We start from the raw sequence: 17956 nt of genomic DNA on the forward strand, positions 1-17956 counted from the left end.
TCCGCTACGCCACCCGCATCATCGGCTCCCGCCACTACAAAGCCCGCGGCGTCCTCGAATCCCTCTACACCTTCTTCCAGCCCATCGCCCACCTCACCGCGCTTCTGCTGGCGGTCCTGCTGCTGACGGCGGTCATCGTCGGCGACGGTGTCCTGCTCGCCGCCTGGCCGCTCGCCCTTGCCCTCGCCGTGGTGTCGATCGTCCCGTTCGCCGCCTGGGGCCCGGTCTACCGCCGCGAGTTCGCCCCCGACCGCTCTCGCCTCAAGGGCCTCCTCTGGGGCTTCGCGCTCTGGCTCTACGCCTACCACCTCTTCATCGTCTCCACCCGCGGCTTCGTCCGTCTCGTCCGCGGCAGGACCGGCTGGGCCAAGACCCGCCGCAACGCCGAGACCGCCGGCGTCGGCCCGGTCGCGAGCGAGGACTGAAGGGAAGCGCGGGCCCTTCGTCCACCTTCGGGAGGCAGACGAGCCCATCGCGGTCTCACCCGAGTGGCCTACGCGGTCGCGCCCTGTCGAGCGGGGTTCCCCCAGGTGGCCGAGACTGGCGGAAGGGGTCGCACCGGGTGTCCGTGATCCGTGCTCCGTCGGGAGGCGTCATGGTCGTGGTTGTCGTGCTGCTTGTGGTGCTGATCATGCTCATGCTCTTCGGGCTGGACGCGTGGGAGAGTTCCCTGTTCCCGACCTCCTCGGGGGAAGAGGATTCCGGAAGCCCTGACGCGCCGTGCTCGACGCACCGACCGGCCGATACGCATGCGCGGAGCGCCTCCGGCGCACACGCCGGGTACTCGACGAGCTCGGAGACGCGCTGACACCGTGCGGACGGTGCCGATCGCCTGGATCTCGGATACGGAGGTCGCGCCGGACGGACTCGCGAGGCGGCGCCCTCGGCGGACGGCGGGATCCTGTCGCGCGGCGACCGTGGTGACCGCTCGTTGACGCGGCCCGCCGACGCTGAACTCCCGCACCACCTGTCGACCGGACTGCGGCATCGGCCGCCCCGTCAGCGGCCACCCTCTGGCCGACGGCTCCGGCTGGACCGTCGGAGCGACCGCGCCGACATCACCGGCGATGCCCGGTACGCCACCCCCTGACTCGATCCGGCGCTTGCGGCGAACCGAGGTCCGCCCCGTTCCGGAGTCGGCACCGTGGGCGGGAACACGGACCCCGAGGCCGGGAAGCCGGCGCGGATGGCGAGCTCCTGACGGCGTGCTGGTGAAGGCGATCCCGGCCGGGCGCGGCGCTCACCGGCGGGGCCGTCGGCCTCGGGGGCCTCGGCGTCCTCGCGCGAGCTCTCTCATGGCCCCGGACATGCGGCACGGCCCGCGATCTCGACGTTTCAGTGAGCCCGGGGCAGCGTGAAGTCACGCGGGAGGCCGTGCCGTCGGGGGGTTCACGGGGGCGCCCTCGGCCGTGCCCCGGCTCGTACCCGGGCCCTTGTGCGGCCGGGAGAGGGGCGGCCGGGAGGGGCGGGAGGGCTGCGGCGGAATGCGAGCTAGATCACGTCCCGGTCGTACATCTCTTCGGGTCCCCCGTGCGTCTTGTGTGCGCGAGGTCCGTACGGGCCTCGTGTGACGACGACTCCTACCAAGGGCAGAGCATTTTGATATCTACGACACCGCGCGTGCGCCGTGCCGTGACCGTCGCGGTCACGACCTCCGCCGTGCTGGCCGGTGGCCTCTTCACCGGTGGGGCGCACGCCGCGACGCGGCCCGCCCCGTCCATCACGGCCCCCGGCGGCTTCGTGATGAACAACGGGACCGGCGCGACGCTGTTCGGCAAGGCGGCGGACACCCGCCGTTCGACCGGATCCACCACGAAGATCATGACGGCGAAGGTGGTGCTGGCCCAGCGGGGCCTGAACCTCGACGCCAAGGTCACGATCGACAAGGCGTACAGCGACTACATCGTCGCCAAGAACGCCTCCTCGGCCCGGCTCATCGTCGGGGACAAGGTGACGGTTCGTCAGCTCCTCTACGGCCTCATGCTGCCGTCGGGGTGCGACGCCGCCTACGCGCTGGCCGACAAGTTCGGCACCGGCACCACGCGGGCGGCCCGGGTCAAGTCGTTCATCGGCAAGATGAACGACGAGGCCAGGAGGATGGGCCTGACGAACACGCGCTTCGACTCCTTCGACGGGATCAGCAACGGGTCGAACTACTCGACCCCGCGCGACCTGACGAAGATCGCGAGCAGCGCGATGAAGAACTCCACGTTCCGCGCGATCGTGAAGACGAAGTCCACGAGCCAGAAGGTGACCACCAGGAGCGGTGGCTACCGGTACATGGCGTGGAGCAACACCAACAAGCTGCTGAGCACGTACAGCGGCGCGATCGGTGTGAAGACCGGTTCGGGTCCGCAGGCCAAGTACTGCCTCGTCTTCGCGGCCACCCGTGGCAGCAAGACGGTCATCGGCGCGGTGCTCGGTGCGCCGAACGAGGCGAACCGCACGGCTGACGTGAAGAAGCTGCTGGACTACGGCTTCGCGAAGTAGCCGACGGCGACCGGCACGCGGGCACCGCTGAGCGTGCCGGTCGCGGCTCCCGGCCGCCTCCCGTTCGGCGGGAGGCGGCCGGGGCATCCCGCCCGCCCGAGCGGCCTGAGCCCCCGGCCGGTGCGCGGGCCCGTCCGGTTCAGCCGGAGACCTCGGGCGCCGGGGAACAGGTGAGCACCGTCTTGCCGACCGTGGTACGGGCTTCGAGGGCCGCGTGGGCGTCCGCCGCGTCGGCGAGCGCGTACCGCTGTCCGATCCGGACCCGCAGGTGTCCGTCGCGCACCAGCCCGAGCACGTCCGTTCCCCGCCGGAGCAGTTCGGCCCGGTCCTGGATGTGGTGCTCCAGGTTCGGACGGGTGACGTACACCGATCCGGCGGTGTTGAGGCGCTGGAGGTCGATCGGCGGCACCGCGCCGCCGGACTGCCCGTAGACCGCCAGGACCCCGCGCGGACGCAGCGCGGCCAGGCTCTCGTCGAACGTCGGACCGCCGATGCCGTCGAACACCGCCGCCGCGCCGAGACCGCCGGTGTGCCGCCGTACCGCCGCGAGCAGGGCCCCCGGTGTGTGGTCCACGACCTCGGCCGCGCCGACGGACCGCGCGGCCTCCGCCTTGGCCCGGGTCGACGCGGTGCCGATCACCGTGCCGCCGCGCAGCCGTACGAACTGCGTCAGCAGCATGCCGACGCCCCCCGCCGCCGCGTGCACGACGACGGTGTCGCCGGGCCGGACCGGGCAGGTGTCGGCGGACAGGTAGTGGGCGGTCATGCCCTGGAGCAGGACGGCCGCCGCCTGTTCGGCGGCGAGTCCGTCCGGCACCGGCACCAGCCGGTCGGCCCGTACCACCGCGTACTGCGCGTAGGCACCCGGCAGGTTCGCCCAGGCGACCACGTCCCCGACGGCGACCTCGCGGACACCGGGGCCGAGCTCGACGACGGTACCGGCGCCCTCCTGTCCGGGCACGTACGGCAGTTCCTTCGCGTAGAGGCCGGAGCGGAGGTAGACGTCGATGTAGTTGACCCCGGCGGCGGTGAGCCGTACCAGCGCCTCTCCCGCGCGCGGTACGGGGCGCGGCAGTTCGACGGGTTCGAGTACGTCCGGCGCGCCGGACCGGCTGACCTGAATGGCTCTCATGGCGGGGATCGTACGGCGGCCGTCCGGCAGTGGCCGGATGCCCCGGGGTTCAGAGCCGGTCATAACCGGCCTCTTCGGCGAGGTCGCGGACGATCGGCAGGACCTGGCGGATCTCGTGCTCGTGACGGCGCCACTTGTCCGGGTCGGGAGCGGTCTGGGTCATCACGACGGGGAGGTCGCGGCGGCCCCAGGCATCGGTGAAGGGCAGCTTCACCGCCTCCGCCACGGCCTCCATCGTGGCCACCGGGTCGGCCTGGACGTCCTCGTAGCGCACGAGCACGGAGTTGCCGGTGGGGGCGAGGGCGCGGGCGGCGTCCAGGACGGCCCGGTTGTGGGCCTGCCAGTTGTGCGCGCAGACCTCGGCCAGCCGCAGTCCGACCCAGTCCCGCCAGCCGGGCGGCAGGCTCAGGTTCCACCACTGCTTGCCCCACGGGAACACGTCCGAGTAGCCCTGGATGCGCAGCGGTACGGGCACCGGGTAGGAGAAGAACATCCTCGGGTTGAGCCAGGCGTCCATGAGGGAGCCGATGCTGGTGCGCGGATCACGGACGACGAACACATAGGTGGCGTCGGGGTAGAGGGCCTGGAGGAAGGGGATGCGGAAGCAGGACTGAATGCTCTTCTCCACCAGCCGGATACCCCCGGCCAGTTCGTCCGCGGTGGGGCGCGGTCCGCGCGGCGGGAAGCAGAACGGGGTGATCTCGTCGAGTTCGCCGCCGTCCCGGGTGGTGGGCGGTCCTTCGGGCAGGTCGCCGGGGAAGCGTTCCCTGAGGGCCTTGAGCGGTACGTCGTAGTAGTACGGCTGGAGGCCCTGGGCGCTGATGAACGCGAGGTGGTCGAGCTTGTCCTCGACGGACCACTCCGCACCGGGCCTGCGCGCGGCGGCGAGCAGGTCGGCGTCGAGCCGGGCCGCGACCTCGGGGGTCGCGTCGGAGGCGTCCAGGGCGTTGGAGTCCCAGCCGCGCCTGCTGGGGTGGAGGCCGCCGCGTTCCCATATCGGCTTGCCCTCGCGGCCGATGCTCCAGACGTGCTCGCTGCGTTCGATGAGGCCCCGGACCAGGCTGGTGCCGGAACGGGGATGGCCGACGACGAAGATGGGCTGCTTGAGCACGGCGGAGCTCGCTTTCGTGAGGAGGCGGGTTCTCATGCGGGCCAGCGGGCGGACCTGACGTGCCGGTTCGCGAGCCCTGCCACGGTGATCACGGCCTGGGCGCCCGCGATCAGCACGATCGCGCCGGTGACTCCGAGGAACTGCAGGGACACACCGCCGACCAGGGAGCCGAGCGGGGAGCCCGCCCCGATGAGGGTGATGGTCGCGGCGATGGCCCGGCCCCTGCGGTGGTCCGGGGTCTGCCGGAAGATCATGATGTCGACGAGGATCTTCAGCGCGGGCAGTCCGAGGGCCGCCAGGGTCAGCATCGCGAAGACCCAGACCGGTCCGAGCGGGACCGCGAGGAGGGCCACCGCCGCCGTGGTCAGCGTGGACGCGGAGATCAGCAGCGCGCCGGGGCTGAGCAGCCGGTTGAGCCTCGGCACCAGCGCCGAGCCGACGAGCATCCCGACGGCGGTGCCGGACAGGGCCAGACCGATGGTGCCGGGGGAGTGGTGCTGGTCGCGCAGGGTCACCATCACCATCAGGATCGCGGCGGTGATGCTGAAGTAGAAGATGCTGATCAGGAGCAGCGCGGACCGCAGCAGCCGGTCGCCGAGGAGTTCGACCACCCCGGAGAAGGCGGTGGTCAGCGGGCCCAGCGCGCTCTTCCTCTCCCGCTCCACCGGTTCGGCGGGCGGCTCCGCCTTCGGTACGCGGACCAGCAGGGCGCAGACGAACGAGATCACGAAGCCGATGATCGCGGCGAGGAACGGGAACGTACGCGACACCAGGTAGAGCGCGCCGCCGAGCGGCGGTCCGGCCAGGGCGGCGGCTCCGCTGCGGGCCTCGTCCTGACTGAGCGCGGCGGTCAGCTGATGGTCCGGCACCACGGCGCGGATCAGCAGCATCCGGGCCGGTGCGCCGAAGGCCGTACCGGCGCCCAGGACGATCGCGGCGAGGATCAGCAGACCGAAGTTCGCGCGGTCGGTCACCAGGGTGAGGACGATGAACGCGAGAGTGAGCGCCCGGACCGCCTCGGAGATCAGCAGGATGCGGCGCCGGTCCCAGCGGTCGACCACCGCCCCGGCGGGCAGTCCGACGAGGAGGGCGGTGCCGATCTGGGCGAAACCGAACAGGCCGGCCAGCGCGGGAGACCCGGTCAAGGACATGATCAGCAGGGGATAGGCGACCTCCACTGTTTCGAGGCCGAGGTTGGCCGATGCCGCCCCGATCCACAGAATTTGGAAACGCCGGTTACGGCGCAGGGGCACCGGCGTGGCGGAAGCCGTGCTATCACCCTGACGTAAGCGTTCACTCATGCGTGAAAGGTAGCATGTGCGTGAATAGTTTGCTACGAGGAAACGGAGTTGGGCCCATGGCTGACGATGCCGACGCGGTGACGGTCGTCCGGGAGGTGGACGACGTGGAGACGCTGAAGGCCCTGTCCGACCCGCTGAGACTGGCGATCCTGCGCGCGATGATGAGCGATGTGCGCGCCGCGCACCGGGTGAAGGACATCGCCCGGCTCCTGGACCAGCCGACCACACGGCTCTACCGGCACATCAAGGTCCTCGAAGCGGCGGGCCTGATCAAGGTGGCGCAGACCCGGATGGTCTCCGGCATCCAGGAGAGCCAGTACCAGGTGGCGCAGTTCGCCCTGCGGCTGAGCCGTGACCTGCTGGCGGCGCCGGGCAACGCGGGTGACCTGGCCGACGCGTTCGCCGTGACGCTGAACGACTTCCGCGACCGGCTCGTACGGGACATCATCAGCGGTCGTTTCCAGCCGGAGCCCGAGGCCGGGGAGAAGCCCGACCCGCTCGGCCCGATGGTCGTGGCGCTGGACCGGCGGCTGACGCCGGAGCGGGCCACCGAGTTCCGGTCCCGTCTGTCCGCGCTGATGGAGGAGTTCAACCGGCCCGACGACGAGGAGAAGGCGGTCGTGCCGGTCGAGTTCCTGCTGATGTTCTGGGCGCCGAAGGAACCGGCGGGAGAGCCGACCGCGTAGCCCCGCGCCTCCAGAGGGCGTGGCCTCCCGCGCACGTGTGTGCGGGCCGCACTTCGACGGTGCCCGCGTCACCGCCCGGGGACTGCTCCCGCGCACGCACGCGCGGGCCGGGCGCAGCTCCACCCCAGGTGGCAGGCGTCGGACCACTCCCGCGCACGCGCGGGCGGGCCGGACCCGGGGCGCGTGACAGCGCCCCCGGGTCCGGCCCGTCCTGGCCGTCAGGGGTCGTACTCCCGCACGGGTACCGGCGGGGCCGGACCCGAGGCGCGGGGGAGCGCCCCTCAGGTCCGGTCGGCCCGCCCGCCGGGCAGGATCGTCGGACGTCCGCCAGGCAGAGCCGTCGGGTCTCCGTCAGGGAGGGGCGTCGGACGTCCTCCGGGCCTCACTTGGCCGCGATGAAGAGCCGTCCGCCGGGGAACCGGTGCGGCACACAGCGGGCCTGGTCGAATCCGGCCTGCCGGAAGCGGTCCAGCCAGTCCTCCTCCGGAGGCAGCGTCACGTTCATGAACCCGGCGTGCAGATAGGTGAACAGGGCGCTGAACCTGCGCTCGCGCTCCGCCGACGCGTACGGCACCGCGTCGGTGATCGCCATGATGCCGCCCGGCCGCAGCGCCTCCCGGCACCTGCGCAGCACGCGGTCGAAGACGTCGCCCTCCTGCACGATGTCGTGGAACACGAACCCGGCGTGGATGACATCGGCGCCGGCGACCGGAGAGGGGTCGTCCGCGACGGACTGGATCGGCCGCTCCACCACCGTGAGCCGGTCGCCGACGCCCGCCGACTCCGCCGCGCGGGCCGCCTCCTGACACGCCCCCGCGCTCATGTCCAGGGCCACCCCGGTGCTGTCCGGCAGTCTGCCGAGCAGGTCGATCAGCAGACCGGCGGCACCGGCGCCGAGATCGACGATCCTGCGCGGCCGGACGGCGAGGATTGCCTCGGTGGCGGCCGGGTAGAAGCCCTGGCTGCCGATCCACCGGGAACTGACCGCCACCTCGCGCCCGTTCCGCTGGTACTGCGCGGCGGCGGCCACCGGATCGCGCAGGAACTCGGCGGGATGCTGGACGTACGGCTGGTTGGCCCGCAACGACCAGGTGAGGTACCCCGACTGGTGGATCCGGTCGGCGAAGTCGTCCGAGGCCCGGAACTCCTTCACGCCCGTCGGCACGAGCAGCGCCGCGGCGACCAGCACGGACAGGAAACCGCCCATGCCCTCCTCCGGCACGTTCGCGGCCACGGCCAGCTCGGCCACGGTCACCGGCTCGCCGCGCTCCAGCAGCGGGATGACACCCAGCCGGTCGGCCATCTCCAGCAGGGTGGCGACGGCGGCGAGATCGGCCGCGGTCTCAGGGGGACTGATGCTTGACATCGCGCTCTCCCACTCCATTTCGACGATCATCTCGGGTTCCACGGTGCCGGGCCGGTACGGTTCCCGGCCGGGCGGGCACGGCGCCGTCAGCGCCGTACGGGTCTGAGGCCCGCCGCCACCGCTCGGCGGCGGGACGGCGGGGTGGCGGGGTGGGCGGCGTGGGCGCGTGCGACGGCGCCGCGCGGACCGGTCGGGTTCGCCGAGGTCCGCGCCGCCCGTCACACCGACGGAGGGCCGGTCGTGTGCCGACCGCTCCGGTGGGCCCGGACGCGCGGGACGTCCGGGCCCGTTCTCACCGGGAATCCGCCTCCGCCCCGGTGTCGCCGGTGCGCCGGCGGAGCCTGGGACGGGTGCGGTTCTCCGCCCGCCCGAGCCGCGCGGCGAGCGCGGCGACCGTCGGCGACTCGAACAGCGCGGCCACGCTGAGGCTCGCGTCGAACCGGGTCCGCACCCGGTTGAGCAGCCGGGTGGCGAGCAGGGAGTGGCCGCCGAGGTCGAAGAAGTTGTCGTGCACGCCGACCCGCGAGGTCTTCAGGACCTCGCCGAACATCGCGCACAGGGCGGCCTCCCGCTCGTCCCTGGGTGCCACGTAGGCCGTGTCGGACGCGCCGGGGCCGGGCGCGGGCAGCGCCTTCCGGTCGACCTTGCCGTTGCCGGTCAGCGGCAGCCGGTCCAGCGTGACGAACACGCTCGGCACCATGTGGTCCGGGAGCGTCAGCGCGGCGTGCGCCCGTACGGCGGCCACGTCCACGTCCGACGGCACGAGGTAGCCGATCAGCCGTTCACCGTCCCCCGTGACCGTCGCGTGGGCCACCTCCGGATGCCCGGTCAGGGCCGCCTCGACCTCGGCCGGCTCGATCCGGAACCCGCGCACCTTCAGCTGCGCGTCGACACGGCCCTCGAACTCCAGCACCCCGTCCGCCCGGTACCGGGCCAGGTCCCCGGTGCGGTACATCCGCCCACCGGCCGGGCCGTACGGGTCGGCCAGGAACCGGGACGCGGTCACGTCCGGCTGGTACGCGTACCCCCGGGCCAGGCCGGTCCCGGTCACGTACACCTCACCGGGCACCCCGGCGGGCACCGGCCGCAGCCGCTCGTCGAGCAGGTACAGCCGGGTGTTGTCCATCGCCCGCCCGATCGGCACCGTACGCGCGGGCACCGTGCCGATCGGGTACCAGGAGGAGATGACGGTGGTCTCCGTGGTGCCCCAGGCCGCCGCGACCGCCGTCCGCGGCGCCCCGGCCACCAGGTCCGCGACCGCCCCGGGGGACACCACGTCACCGGCCATCCACACGAGGTCCAGCGCGGCCAGCGCCGGTGCGGCCTCGGCCACCATCAGGTTGAACAGCGCCGAGGTGAAGACCGCCGTGGTGGCCTTCCCCTCGACGATGGCACGGGCCAGCACCTCGGTGTCCAGATCGCCCTCGGGCGCGATCACCACCCGGCCGCCGGTCAGCAGCGGCAGCCAGATCTCGTACGTGGACGGGTCGAACGACGTCGGCGAGTGCATCAGCGCGTCGGCGGGGCGCAGCCGCTCCCAGGCCCGGTCGGCGACGAACTCGGCGACACTGCGGTGCGAGACGCTGACCGCCTTCGGCGTCCCGGTCGAACCGCTGGTGAACATCGTGTACGCGGTGCGGTCCGGGTGGCTCAGAGCCGTGGGACCCCGCTCCTCGGCACCGGGGGAGGGCGTGAGCACCGTGACCCCGGTCAGGTCCGTGGGCCGGTCGGTGACGAGCAGCCGCGCCCGCATGTGGTCGACCATCCGCTGGCGCCGGGCGAGCGGCGCCGACCCGGGCAGCGGCAGATAGCCGCCCCCGGCCTTGACCACGGCGAGCACCGACACGAGGTAGTCGATGCCGCGCGGCTGACTCACCGCCACCGGCTCGTCCGGCCCGCACCCCGCCGCCACCAGCAGGTGCGCCAGATGGTTGGCGCGCCGGTCGAGCTCCCGGTAGCCGATCGTCCGGTCGCCCTCGACGGCGGCGACCGCGTCGGGGGTGGCGGCGGCCCGCCGGGCGAACAGCACGGCGAGGTCCTCGTCCACGACCGGCCGCGCGATGTCGTCCCGCTCCGACAGCGCGGCCCGCCGCTCGGCCTCCGAGAGCAGGTCGACGCGCCCGATCGGCACGTCGGGATCGGCGACGGCCGCCCCCAGGACCCGCAGCAGGCGGTCCGTCAGGGAGACCACGGTGTCCCGGTCGAACAGATCGGTGCGGTAGCGCACCTCACCGGTGACGCCCTCGGGCACCCGGCCCTCGCCGTGGTGCTCCGTGAAGCTCAGGTTGAGGTCGAAGTCCACCGGACCGACCCGGACGGCCTCGACCGCGCCCTCGGACGGTGCGGGCGACACGTCCACGCCGGGCAGGGAGACCGAGGCCCCGGCGTTGTTCTGCAGCACCAGCATCGTCTGGAAGAGGGGGTGCCTGCTCAGCGACCGCTCGGGGTTGAGCGCGGTGACGATCCGGTCGAACGGCAGCTCCTGGTGGGCGTACGCGGCCAGGTCCAGGTCCCGCACCCGGCCGAGCAGCTCACGGAAGCTCGGATCGCCCGAGGTGTCGGTCCGCAGGACCAGACTGTTGACGAAGCAGCCGATCAACTGGTCCAGACCGTCGTCGCTGCGCCCGGCGACCGTGGTGCCGACGGGGATGTCGGTGCCCGCCCCGAGCCGGGTGTACAGCGCCGCGAGCGCGGTGTGCAGCACCATGAACAGCGTGGTGTGCGTCCGCCGGGCCAGCTCCAGCAGACCGGCGTGCAGCGGCGCGGGCAGGGTGACCGTCAGCAGGGCGCCCGGCAGCTCCGAGGAGTCGGGCCGGGGCCGGTCGTAGGGCAGCGCCAGTTCCCGGGGGAGCCCGGCGAGCCGCTCGGACCAGTACGCCGTGAGGCGTTCCCCGGCCGGTCCTTCGAGCAGGGCCCGCTGCCACAGCGTGTAGTCGGCGTACTGCACCGGCAGCGGACGCCGGACCGGGGCGTCACCCCGGACCCGGGCTGCGTACGCCTGGGCGAGGTCATGGCTCAGCGGAGCCAGGGACCAGCCGTCCCCCGCGATGTGGTGCATCAGCAGCAGCAGCGTGTACCGGTCGGGACCGGTACGGAACAGATGGAGCCGCAGCGGCAGCTCGGTGGTCAGGTCGAACCGGTGCCCGGCCGCGTCCGTCAGCTCCCGGTCCAGACCGGCCGGGTCCACCTCCGTGATCCGCAGCACCTCGTCGGGGTCCGCCACCTCCAGGACCTGCTGACGGGGAGCCCCGTCGGTCTCCGGGAAGAGGGTGCGCAGCGTCTCGTGCCGTTCGAGGAGGTCGCCCACCGCGGCGCGCAGCCCCCCGGTGTCCAGCGGCCCGTCCAGGCGCAGCACCAGCGGCCAGCCCAGCCCGTTCCAGCGGGAGAGGAACCACAGCCGTTCCTGGGCGTACGACAGGGGCAGCGGGGAGGGCCGGGCGCCCGGGACCAGGGCGGCGCGGGTCCGCCGCGCCCCCTCGCCCGAGCCGAGCCGGGCGGCGAGCGCCGCCGCCGTGGGAGCCTCGAACAGGTCCGCGACGCCCAGGTCCGCCCCCAGGTGGGTACGGATCCGGTTGACCAGGCGGGTGGCGAGCAACGAGTGCCCGCCGAGGTCGAAGAAGCTGTCGTGGGCGCCGACCCGGGCCCTGCCGAGCAGTTCGCCCATGAGCGCGACGAGGATCTCCTCGGTGGGGGTGCGCGGCGCCGTGTACCCGCCGCCGGTCTCGAACTCGGGCTCCGGCAGGGCCCGCCGGTCCAGCTTCCCGTTCGCCGTGAGCGGCAGCCGGTCGAGGACGACGAAGGCGCTGGGCACCATGTAGTCGGGCAGCGCCGAGGCGATCCGGTCCCGTACCTCCGCGAGGTCCGGAGCCGCGCCGCCGGGCACCAGATAGGCGACGAGCCTGCGTTCGCCGCCACGGTCCTCGTGGGCGGTGACGAACGCCTGGGCGAGCTCCGGGAGTGCGGTGAGGGCGGACTCGACCTCGGCCGGTTCGACCCGGAAGCCGCGGATCTTCAGCTGGGCGTCGGCCCGCCCGACGAAGTCCAGGGTGCCGTCGGCACGCCACCGGGCGATGTCACCGGTCCGGTACATCCGTTCGCCGGGCGGCCCCCACGGATCGGCGGTGAACCGCTCGGCGGTCAGGTCGGGCTGCCCCGCGTACCCGCGCGACACGCCGGAACCGGCGATGTACAGCTCGCCCGGGACCCCGGCGGGAACCGGCTGGAGCCGCCCGTCGAGCACGTACAGCCGGGTGTTGTCCATCGGGGCGCCGATCGGCACCCGGCCGGGCACGGCCGCCGCCCCGGACATCGAGAACCGGGAGGAGCAGGTGGTGGTCTCGGTCGGACCGTACAGCGCCCGGACGGTCAGACCGGGGTGCCGGTCGAGGAGCCGTCCGACCGCCGCGGGGGACACGACGTCCCCGCCGGTCAGGACCTCCCGGACGCCCGCGAAGCACTCCGGGTCCTCCGCGAGCGCCGCGAACAGGCCGGAGGTGAGCCAGACCCGGTCCACCCCGGACGCGGCCACCGCACGCGCCAGACCGGCGTCGTCGAGGACCTCCCCCGGAGCCACCACGACCGTTCCGCCGGTCAGCAACGGGGTCCAGATCTCGTGCACCGAGGCGTCGAACCCGGTGGCCGAGTGCATCAGCACCGTACCCCCGGTCCGCCAGAGCCGGTCGCGGACGAACCCGGCCGCGTTCCGGTGCGTCAGGACGACCGCCTTGGGCGCACCGGTCGAGCCGCTGGTGAACATCACGTACGCGGCCTGGTCCGGGTGCGGCTCCGGGCGGGGCGGCTCGGCCGCCGCGCCGTCCTCCGGCGCCAGTACGGTCAGTCCGGCCAGGTCATGGGGCCGGTCGGTGACGAGCAGGGCCGCGCCCGCGAGCTCGCACATCCGGCGCAGCCGGTCCGGGGGCACGGCCGACGGCAACGGCAGGTAGGAGGCACCGGCCTTGAGCGCGGCGAGCATGGACACGATCAGATCGGCCGACCGCTCCTGGAGCAGCGCCACCGGCCGGTCCTGGACCGCTCCGGCCGCGACGAGCCGGTGCGCCAGGTGATTGGCGCGCCGGTCCAGCTCGGCGTAGGTCAGGACGACCGGCCCGGTGACCGCGACCGCGTCGGGCGTCGCGGCGGCGCGCTCCGCGAACAGCCCGGGTATCGAGGCGTCGGGCAGCGGCCGCCCGGTGTCGTTCCAGGAGCGCAGAAGGGTGTCGCGTTCGCCGTCGTCCAGGACGTCGAGCCCGCCGAGCCGCTGGTCGGGGTCGGTGGCGACGGCCCGCAGGACACGGACGAAGCGGTCGGCCAGCGCGCGTACCGTGGCCGGGTCGAAGAGCCCGGTGCGGTAGACGATCTCGCCGACGACACCGTCGGCGGCGCCGTCCCGCCGGTAGGCGTCGGTGAGGTTCACGAACAGGTCGAGCTGGGCGGCGGACGGCGTCGACCGGACCACCTCGACGTCCAGACCGGCCAGGCCGAAGTCGGCGTCCGCGTTGTTCTGCAGGACCAGCATGGTCTGGAAGAGCGGGTGACGACCGAGCGCGCGGGCCGGGTTGAGCGCCTCCACGACCCGGTCGAAGGGCAGCTCCTGGTGGCTGAGGGCGGCCACGTCGCCGGTCCTCGCGCGTTCCAGGAGCTCACGGAAGGTCGGGTCGCCCGAGGTGTCGGTGCGCAGCACCAGGTTGTTGACGAAGAAGCCGACCAGATGGTCGAGCTTGTCGTCGCCGCGCCCCGCGACCACGGTGCCGATGGGGATGTCGGTGCCCGCGCCGAGCCGGGTGAAGAGCGCGGCGAGGGCCGTGTGCAGCACCATGAAGAGGGTGGTGCGGCTCTGCTGAGCCAGCGCCAGCAGCTCGGCGTGCAGCGCCGCCGGTATCCGCATCGGGAGCAGCTTGCCCGCGTGGTCGGCGCCGCTGGGACGGGGCCGGTCGTAGGGCAGGGCGAGTTCCTCCGGAAGGTCCGCCAGGTAGCCGCGCCAGAAGCCGGTCAGCTGCTCCTGGTACGCCGTGGTCAGCAGGTCGCGCTGCCACAGCGCGTAGTCGGCGTACTGCACCGGCAGCGGCTCCCACCGCGGCGCCGTCCCGGCGGCCCGTGCCGCGTACGCGGTGGCCAGGTCCTGGGCCAGCGGGCCCATCGACCAGCCGTCCCCGGCGATGTGGTGCAGCACGAGGACCAGGGTGTGCCGGTCCGGCGCGGTGCTCAGCAGCCGCACCCGCACCGGCACGTCGGCGGTGATGTCGAAGGGCTCGCGGCACACGGCCCTCACGGCCCCGTCCAGGTCGTCCCCGGCCACGTCGAGCACCTGTACGAGAGCGTCCGCCGCCACCTCCGGGAGGACCCGCTGGTACGGCTGCCCGTCCCGCTCCTCGAACACGGTGCGCAGTGACTCGTGCCGCGCGAGGAGGTCCCCGACCGAGGCGACGAGGGCGGCCGGGTCCACCGGGCCGGTCAGCCGCAGGACCACGGGCAGGTTGTAGGTCCAGCCCAGCGGATCCATCCGGTTGACGAACCACAGGCGCTGCTGGGCCCAGGACAGCGGAACGCGCTCCGGGCGCGGGGCGGCGACCAGCGCCGGTGCCTCCTGTCCCGCGCTCCCGGCGATGGCCGCCGCGAGACCGGCGACGGTGGGCGTGGCGAACAGCGCGTCGAGCCCCAGCCGGACGCCGAAGGCGCCCCGGATCCGGTTGAGCAGCCGGGCCGCGAGGAGCGAGTGGCCGCCCAGGTCGAAGAAGTCGTCGTCGATGCCGACCCAGGCCCGGTCGAGCAGTTCGGCGGCGAGCTCGCAGAGCAGCTTCTCCCGCGCGTCACGGGGAGCCCGGCCGGACGCGTCGCCGCGGAAGTCGGGTTCGGGCAGCGCCCGCCGGTCCAGCTTGCCGCTCGCGGTCAGGGGCAGCGCGTCGAGCACCATGAAAGCGGAGGGCACCAGATAGGAGGGGAGCCGTTCCTTGGACCAGTCGCGCAGGGCCGCGACGAGCAGCCCACGACGGCGGGTGGCGATCGGGTCGTTGGTGAAGCCGGTGAACCCGGTGAGATCGCCGACGGGGGCGGCGGATTCAGGGGAGGCGGCGATGGCGGCGGATTCCGAGGGCGCGACGGAGCCGGGGTAGCCGGCGGACCCGGCGGACTCGGGCGTGCCGGGGAAGCCGGGTGTGTCGGTGGGTCTGGTAGCGGCCCGGTGCAGGTACACGCCGTCCAGCACCCGCCCGCCGTCCGCCGCCGGGAAGAGCACGTCGAGCAGGTCGGGTCCCTCGGCGGACCAGGTGACCACGGCGGTGCGGCCGTGCGCCTCGGCGAGGGCGTGCCAGTACTCCGGGTCGATCCGGTCGTCCGGTCCGTCGAGCGCGGCGCGCGCGGTCCCGGCCGGGGCGCCCGCCCGGACCGCGCGCGCGGCGGCGACCTCACCGGCGACCCGGGCGTTGCGCACCCCGGTGAGCCGCAGCGCGGCGCCGTCGGCCAGCCGGGCGGCCAGCTCCTCCGGGCCCCGCACGTCGAGCCCCCAGCCCAGCGCCGGGACCGCCGACAGGTCCTGGGCACCGGCGCCGTCCTGGTGCAGCACCACGTCGTAGCGGTGCTTGGTCAGTTCGTTGTGGTCGGCGCCGCGCTTGAGCCGTACGTCCACGGCTCCGGCGCCGACGGTTCCGAAGAGGCCCGGGTGGATCAGGAGTTCCTTCTCCAGGACCACCGCCTGCTCGATCTCGCGGCGCAGTGCGCCGGGGCCCGGATCGTGGTCGAGCTGCCCGAGCCGGACGCCGGTCCACATGCTGTCCACGAGCGGCAGGCACCGTACGTCGCCCACGAGCAGCCGGCCGCCCGGGGCGAGCAGACCGAGGAGCTTGGCCAGCACGTCCCGCAGGTACCGCTCGTCGGGGAAGTACTGGACGACCGAGTTGATGACGATCGTGTCGAAACGGCCCCGGGGCAGACCGGTGGTGACGTCGGCGGCCTGGACGCGCAGGGTGACCTTCCCCGCGACGTCCGGCTCACCGGCGAGCCGCTCGCGCAGCCCCTCGATCGCCGACGCCGAGTAGTCGGTGCCCCAGTACTCGTCCACCAGGCCGACCAGTGGCGTCAGGATCAGCCCCGATCCGACGCCGACCTCCAGCACGCGCCGGGGGGCGAAGCTCCGTACGCGGGCGACGACGGCCTCCCGCCAGCGGGCCATCTCCTCGACCGGGATGCCCTCACCGGTGTAGGTGGAGTTCCAGCCGGAGAAGTCCGTGCCGAAGGCCGCCCGGTCGGACCCGTCGTAGAACGTGTCGTAGATCTGCTGCCACTCGTCGACGTGCCGCTCCGCGTTGCCGTCGTCGGTGTCCCGCGCCGGTGCGCCGACCAGATAGGCGGCGAGCCGCTTCTCGCCCCGCTGGTCCTCGTGGACCAGGACGCGGGCCTGCTCCACCGCCGGATGCCCGGCCAGGACCGCCTCGATCTCCCCCGGCTCGATCCGCAGCCCCCGGATCTTCACCTGGTCGTCGGCCCGGCCGCAGTAGGCGAGCTGACCGTCCGGCAGCCGCCGCACCAGGTCGCCCGTACGGTACATCCGGGCCCCCGGCTCCCCGAACGGATCGGCGACGTACCGCTGCGCGGTGAGCCCGGGGCGGTCGACGTACCCACGGGTCACCCCGTCGCCCCCGCCGTACAGCTCGCCGATCTCGCCGGGGGGCGTCGGGCGCAGTCGGTCGTCCAGGACGTACAGACGGGTGTCACCGGACGGGAAGCCGATCGGCGGGGCGTCGGGACCGGGGACGAGCGGGGCCGACAGGGTGACGGCGATGGTCGTCTCGGTGGGGCCGTAGCCGTTGACCATGCGGCGGCCGGGGCTCCACAGGTCCACGAGGCGCGCGCCGCAGGCCTCACCGCCGACCATCAGGGACCGCAGCTCCGGCAGTTCCGTCCGGGGCACGGTCGCGAGGACCGACGGCGGAACGAAGGCGTGGCTGATCCGGTGGTCCGCGAGGAACGCGGCCAGTTCCTCCCCGGCGAGGGTGCCGGGGGGCGACACGACCAGGGTGCCGCCCGGCGCGAACGCGAGGAGCACCTCGATGATCATGGCGTCGAAGCTGGGCGAGGCGAGCTGCGACACCACGGAGCCGGGGCCCGCCGCCATCCGGTCCACCAGGTCGGCGGCGAACGGCGGCAGCCCCCGGTGCGGCACCGCGACGCCCTTGGGGCGGCCCGTCGAACCGGACGTGTAGATGACGTACGCCAGGGACAGCGGACGGTCCACCGGGTCCGGGGCGGTCACCGGCGCCGATGCGGCCTCGGCCAGCAGCTCGGGCAGCGACAGCTGGGTGGTTCCCGGGGTGTCGGGCAGCGCGGGAACCCCCGGCCCGGCGGTCAGCAGGAGACGGGGCGCGCTGTCCGCGCACATGAACGCGATCCGCTCGGCCGGGTGACGGACGTCCACCGGCAGGAACGCGCCCCCGGCCTTCCCGACCGCGAGCAGGGCGACGATGAGTTCCACCGAGCGGGGCAGCGCGAGCGCCACCACGTCCTCGGCGCCGATGCCACGACCGCGCAGCACGTGCGCCAGCCGATTGGCCCGGACGTCCAGCTCGGCGTAGCTCAGCTCGACCGGTCCGCAGCGCAGGGCCGGTGCGTCACCGCGCCGCGCCGCGTGCCCGGCCACCAGACCGTGCAAGGACTCGGACGGTTCGACAGCGGCCGACGGCAAGCGCTCCGGCGAAAACGGCATCGCGGCTCTCCATGATCGATGTGTGCCGGTGGTCCCATGAGGGCTGGCCCGTGACGAGTGGTCCATGAGGGCTGGCCCATGATGAGCGGGCGCCGAGCGGCCCGACAACCCCTAGAAGAGGCCGCCGGAACCCCAGGGGGCGGGGCCGTTTCGAGGCCGTCCGCCCTGCCCCGCGC

General features: G+C 73.5%; 7 protein-coding genes and 1 pseudogene. 3 read left to right on the forward strand and 5 right to left on the reverse strand.

Features of this window, described 5'->3' with window-relative positions; genetic code table 11:
- Both ACIRQY_RS31805 and ACIRQY_RS31810 read left to right on the forward strand, forming a co-directional pair.
- Positions 1-425: pseudogene (locus tag ACIRQY_RS31805) on the forward strand (glycosyl transferase); the annotation flags it as partial.
- 1195 nt (positions 426-1620) lie between these two features.
- Positions 1621-2490 (forward strand): D-alanyl-D-alanine carboxypeptidase, encoded by an 870-nt coding sequence (locus ACIRQY_RS31810; RefSeq protein WP_351792461.1) that lies wholly within the window; start codon positions 1621-1623, stop codon positions 2488-2490.
- A gap of 139 nt (positions 2491-2629) precedes the next feature.
- Here ACIRQY_RS31810 and ACIRQY_RS31815 read toward each other — a convergent pair whose 3' ends face one another.
- Genes ACIRQY_RS31815 through ACIRQY_RS31825 form a run of 3 tightly spaced genes read right to left on the reverse strand, consistent with a single transcriptional unit; the run spans position 2630 to position 6034 of the window.
- The gene (locus tag ACIRQY_RS31815; RefSeq protein WP_403931394.1) at positions 2630-3622 is read right to left on the reverse strand and encodes a quinone oxidoreductase family protein; all 993 of its coding nucleotides are present in this window, start codon (positions 3620-3622) and stop codon (positions 2630-2632) included.
- Between the two features lie 49 nt (positions 3623-3671).
- Complete coding sequence (locus tag ACIRQY_RS31820) at positions 3672-4769, reverse strand: sulfotransferase family protein (RefSeq protein ID WP_403931396.1); 1098 nt, start codon at positions 4767-4769, stop codon at positions 3672-3674.
- Positions 4766-6034 carry an MFS transporter gene (locus ACIRQY_RS31825; RefSeq protein WP_403931398.1) on the reverse strand — a complete coding sequence of 423 codons (1269 nt, stop codon included), beginning with the start codon at positions 6032-6034 and terminating at the stop codon, positions 4766-4768. Before ACIRQY_RS31825 ends, ACIRQY_RS31820 begins: the two co-directional genes overlap by 4 nt.
- A 56-nt stretch (positions 6035-6090) precedes the next feature.
- Here ACIRQY_RS31825 and ACIRQY_RS31830 point away from each other — a divergent pair, with 56 nt between their 5' ends.
- Positions 6091-6720: a helix-turn-helix domain-containing protein gene (locus ACIRQY_RS31830; protein ID WP_403931399.1), complete on the forward strand. Its 630-nt coding sequence runs from the start codon at positions 6091-6093 to the stop codon at positions 6718-6720.
- A 382-nt stretch (positions 6721-7102) separates the two neighbouring features.
- Here ACIRQY_RS31830 and ACIRQY_RS31835 read toward each other — a convergent pair whose 3' ends face one another.
- Complete coding sequence (locus ACIRQY_RS31835; protein ID WP_403931401.1) at positions 7103-8086, reverse strand: class I SAM-dependent methyltransferase; 984 nt, start codon at positions 8084-8086, stop codon at positions 7103-7105.
- Positions 8087-8378: 292 nt separating this feature from the next.
- Positions 8379-17780 carry an amino acid adenylation domain-containing protein gene (locus ACIRQY_RS31840; RefSeq protein ID WP_403931403.1) on the reverse strand — a complete coding sequence of 3134 codons (9402 nt, stop codon included), beginning with the start codon at positions 17778-17780 and terminating at the stop codon, positions 8379-8381.
- Between the last annotated feature and the right edge of the window lie 176 nt (positions 17781-17956).

It is taken from the genome of Streptomyces sp. NPDC101490, from assembly GCF_044767145.1.
Lineage (GTDB): Bacteria > Actinomycetota > Actinomycetes > Streptomycetales > Streptomycetaceae > Streptomyces.

Bases quoted from the DNA above. Each gene is read 5' to 3' on its own strand.
- ACIRQY_RS31815 (WP_403931394.1), bottom strand. From the start codon at position 3,622: ATGAGAGCCATTCAGGTCAGCCGGTCCGGCGCGCCGGACGTACTCGAA.
- ACIRQY_RS31820 (WP_403931396.1), bottom strand. From the start codon at position 4,769: ATGAGAACCCGCCTCCTCACGAAAGCGAGCTCCGCCGTGCTCAAGCAG.
- ACIRQY_RS31825 (WP_403931398.1), bottom strand. From the start codon at position 6,034: ATGAGTGAACGCTTACGTCAGGGTGATAGCACGGCTTCCGCCACGCCG.
- ACIRQY_RS31830 (WP_403931399.1), top strand. From the start codon at position 6,091: ATGGCTGACGATGCCGACGCGGTGACGGTCGTCCGGGAGGTGGACGAC.
- ACIRQY_RS31835 (WP_403931401.1), bottom strand. From the start codon at position 8,086: ATGTCAAGCATCAGTCCCCCTGAGACCGCGGCCGATCTCGCCGCCGTC.
- ACIRQY_RS31840 (WP_403931403.1), bottom strand. From the start codon at position 17,780: ATGCCGTTTTCGCCGGAGCGCTTGCCGTCGGCCGCTGTCGAACCGTCC.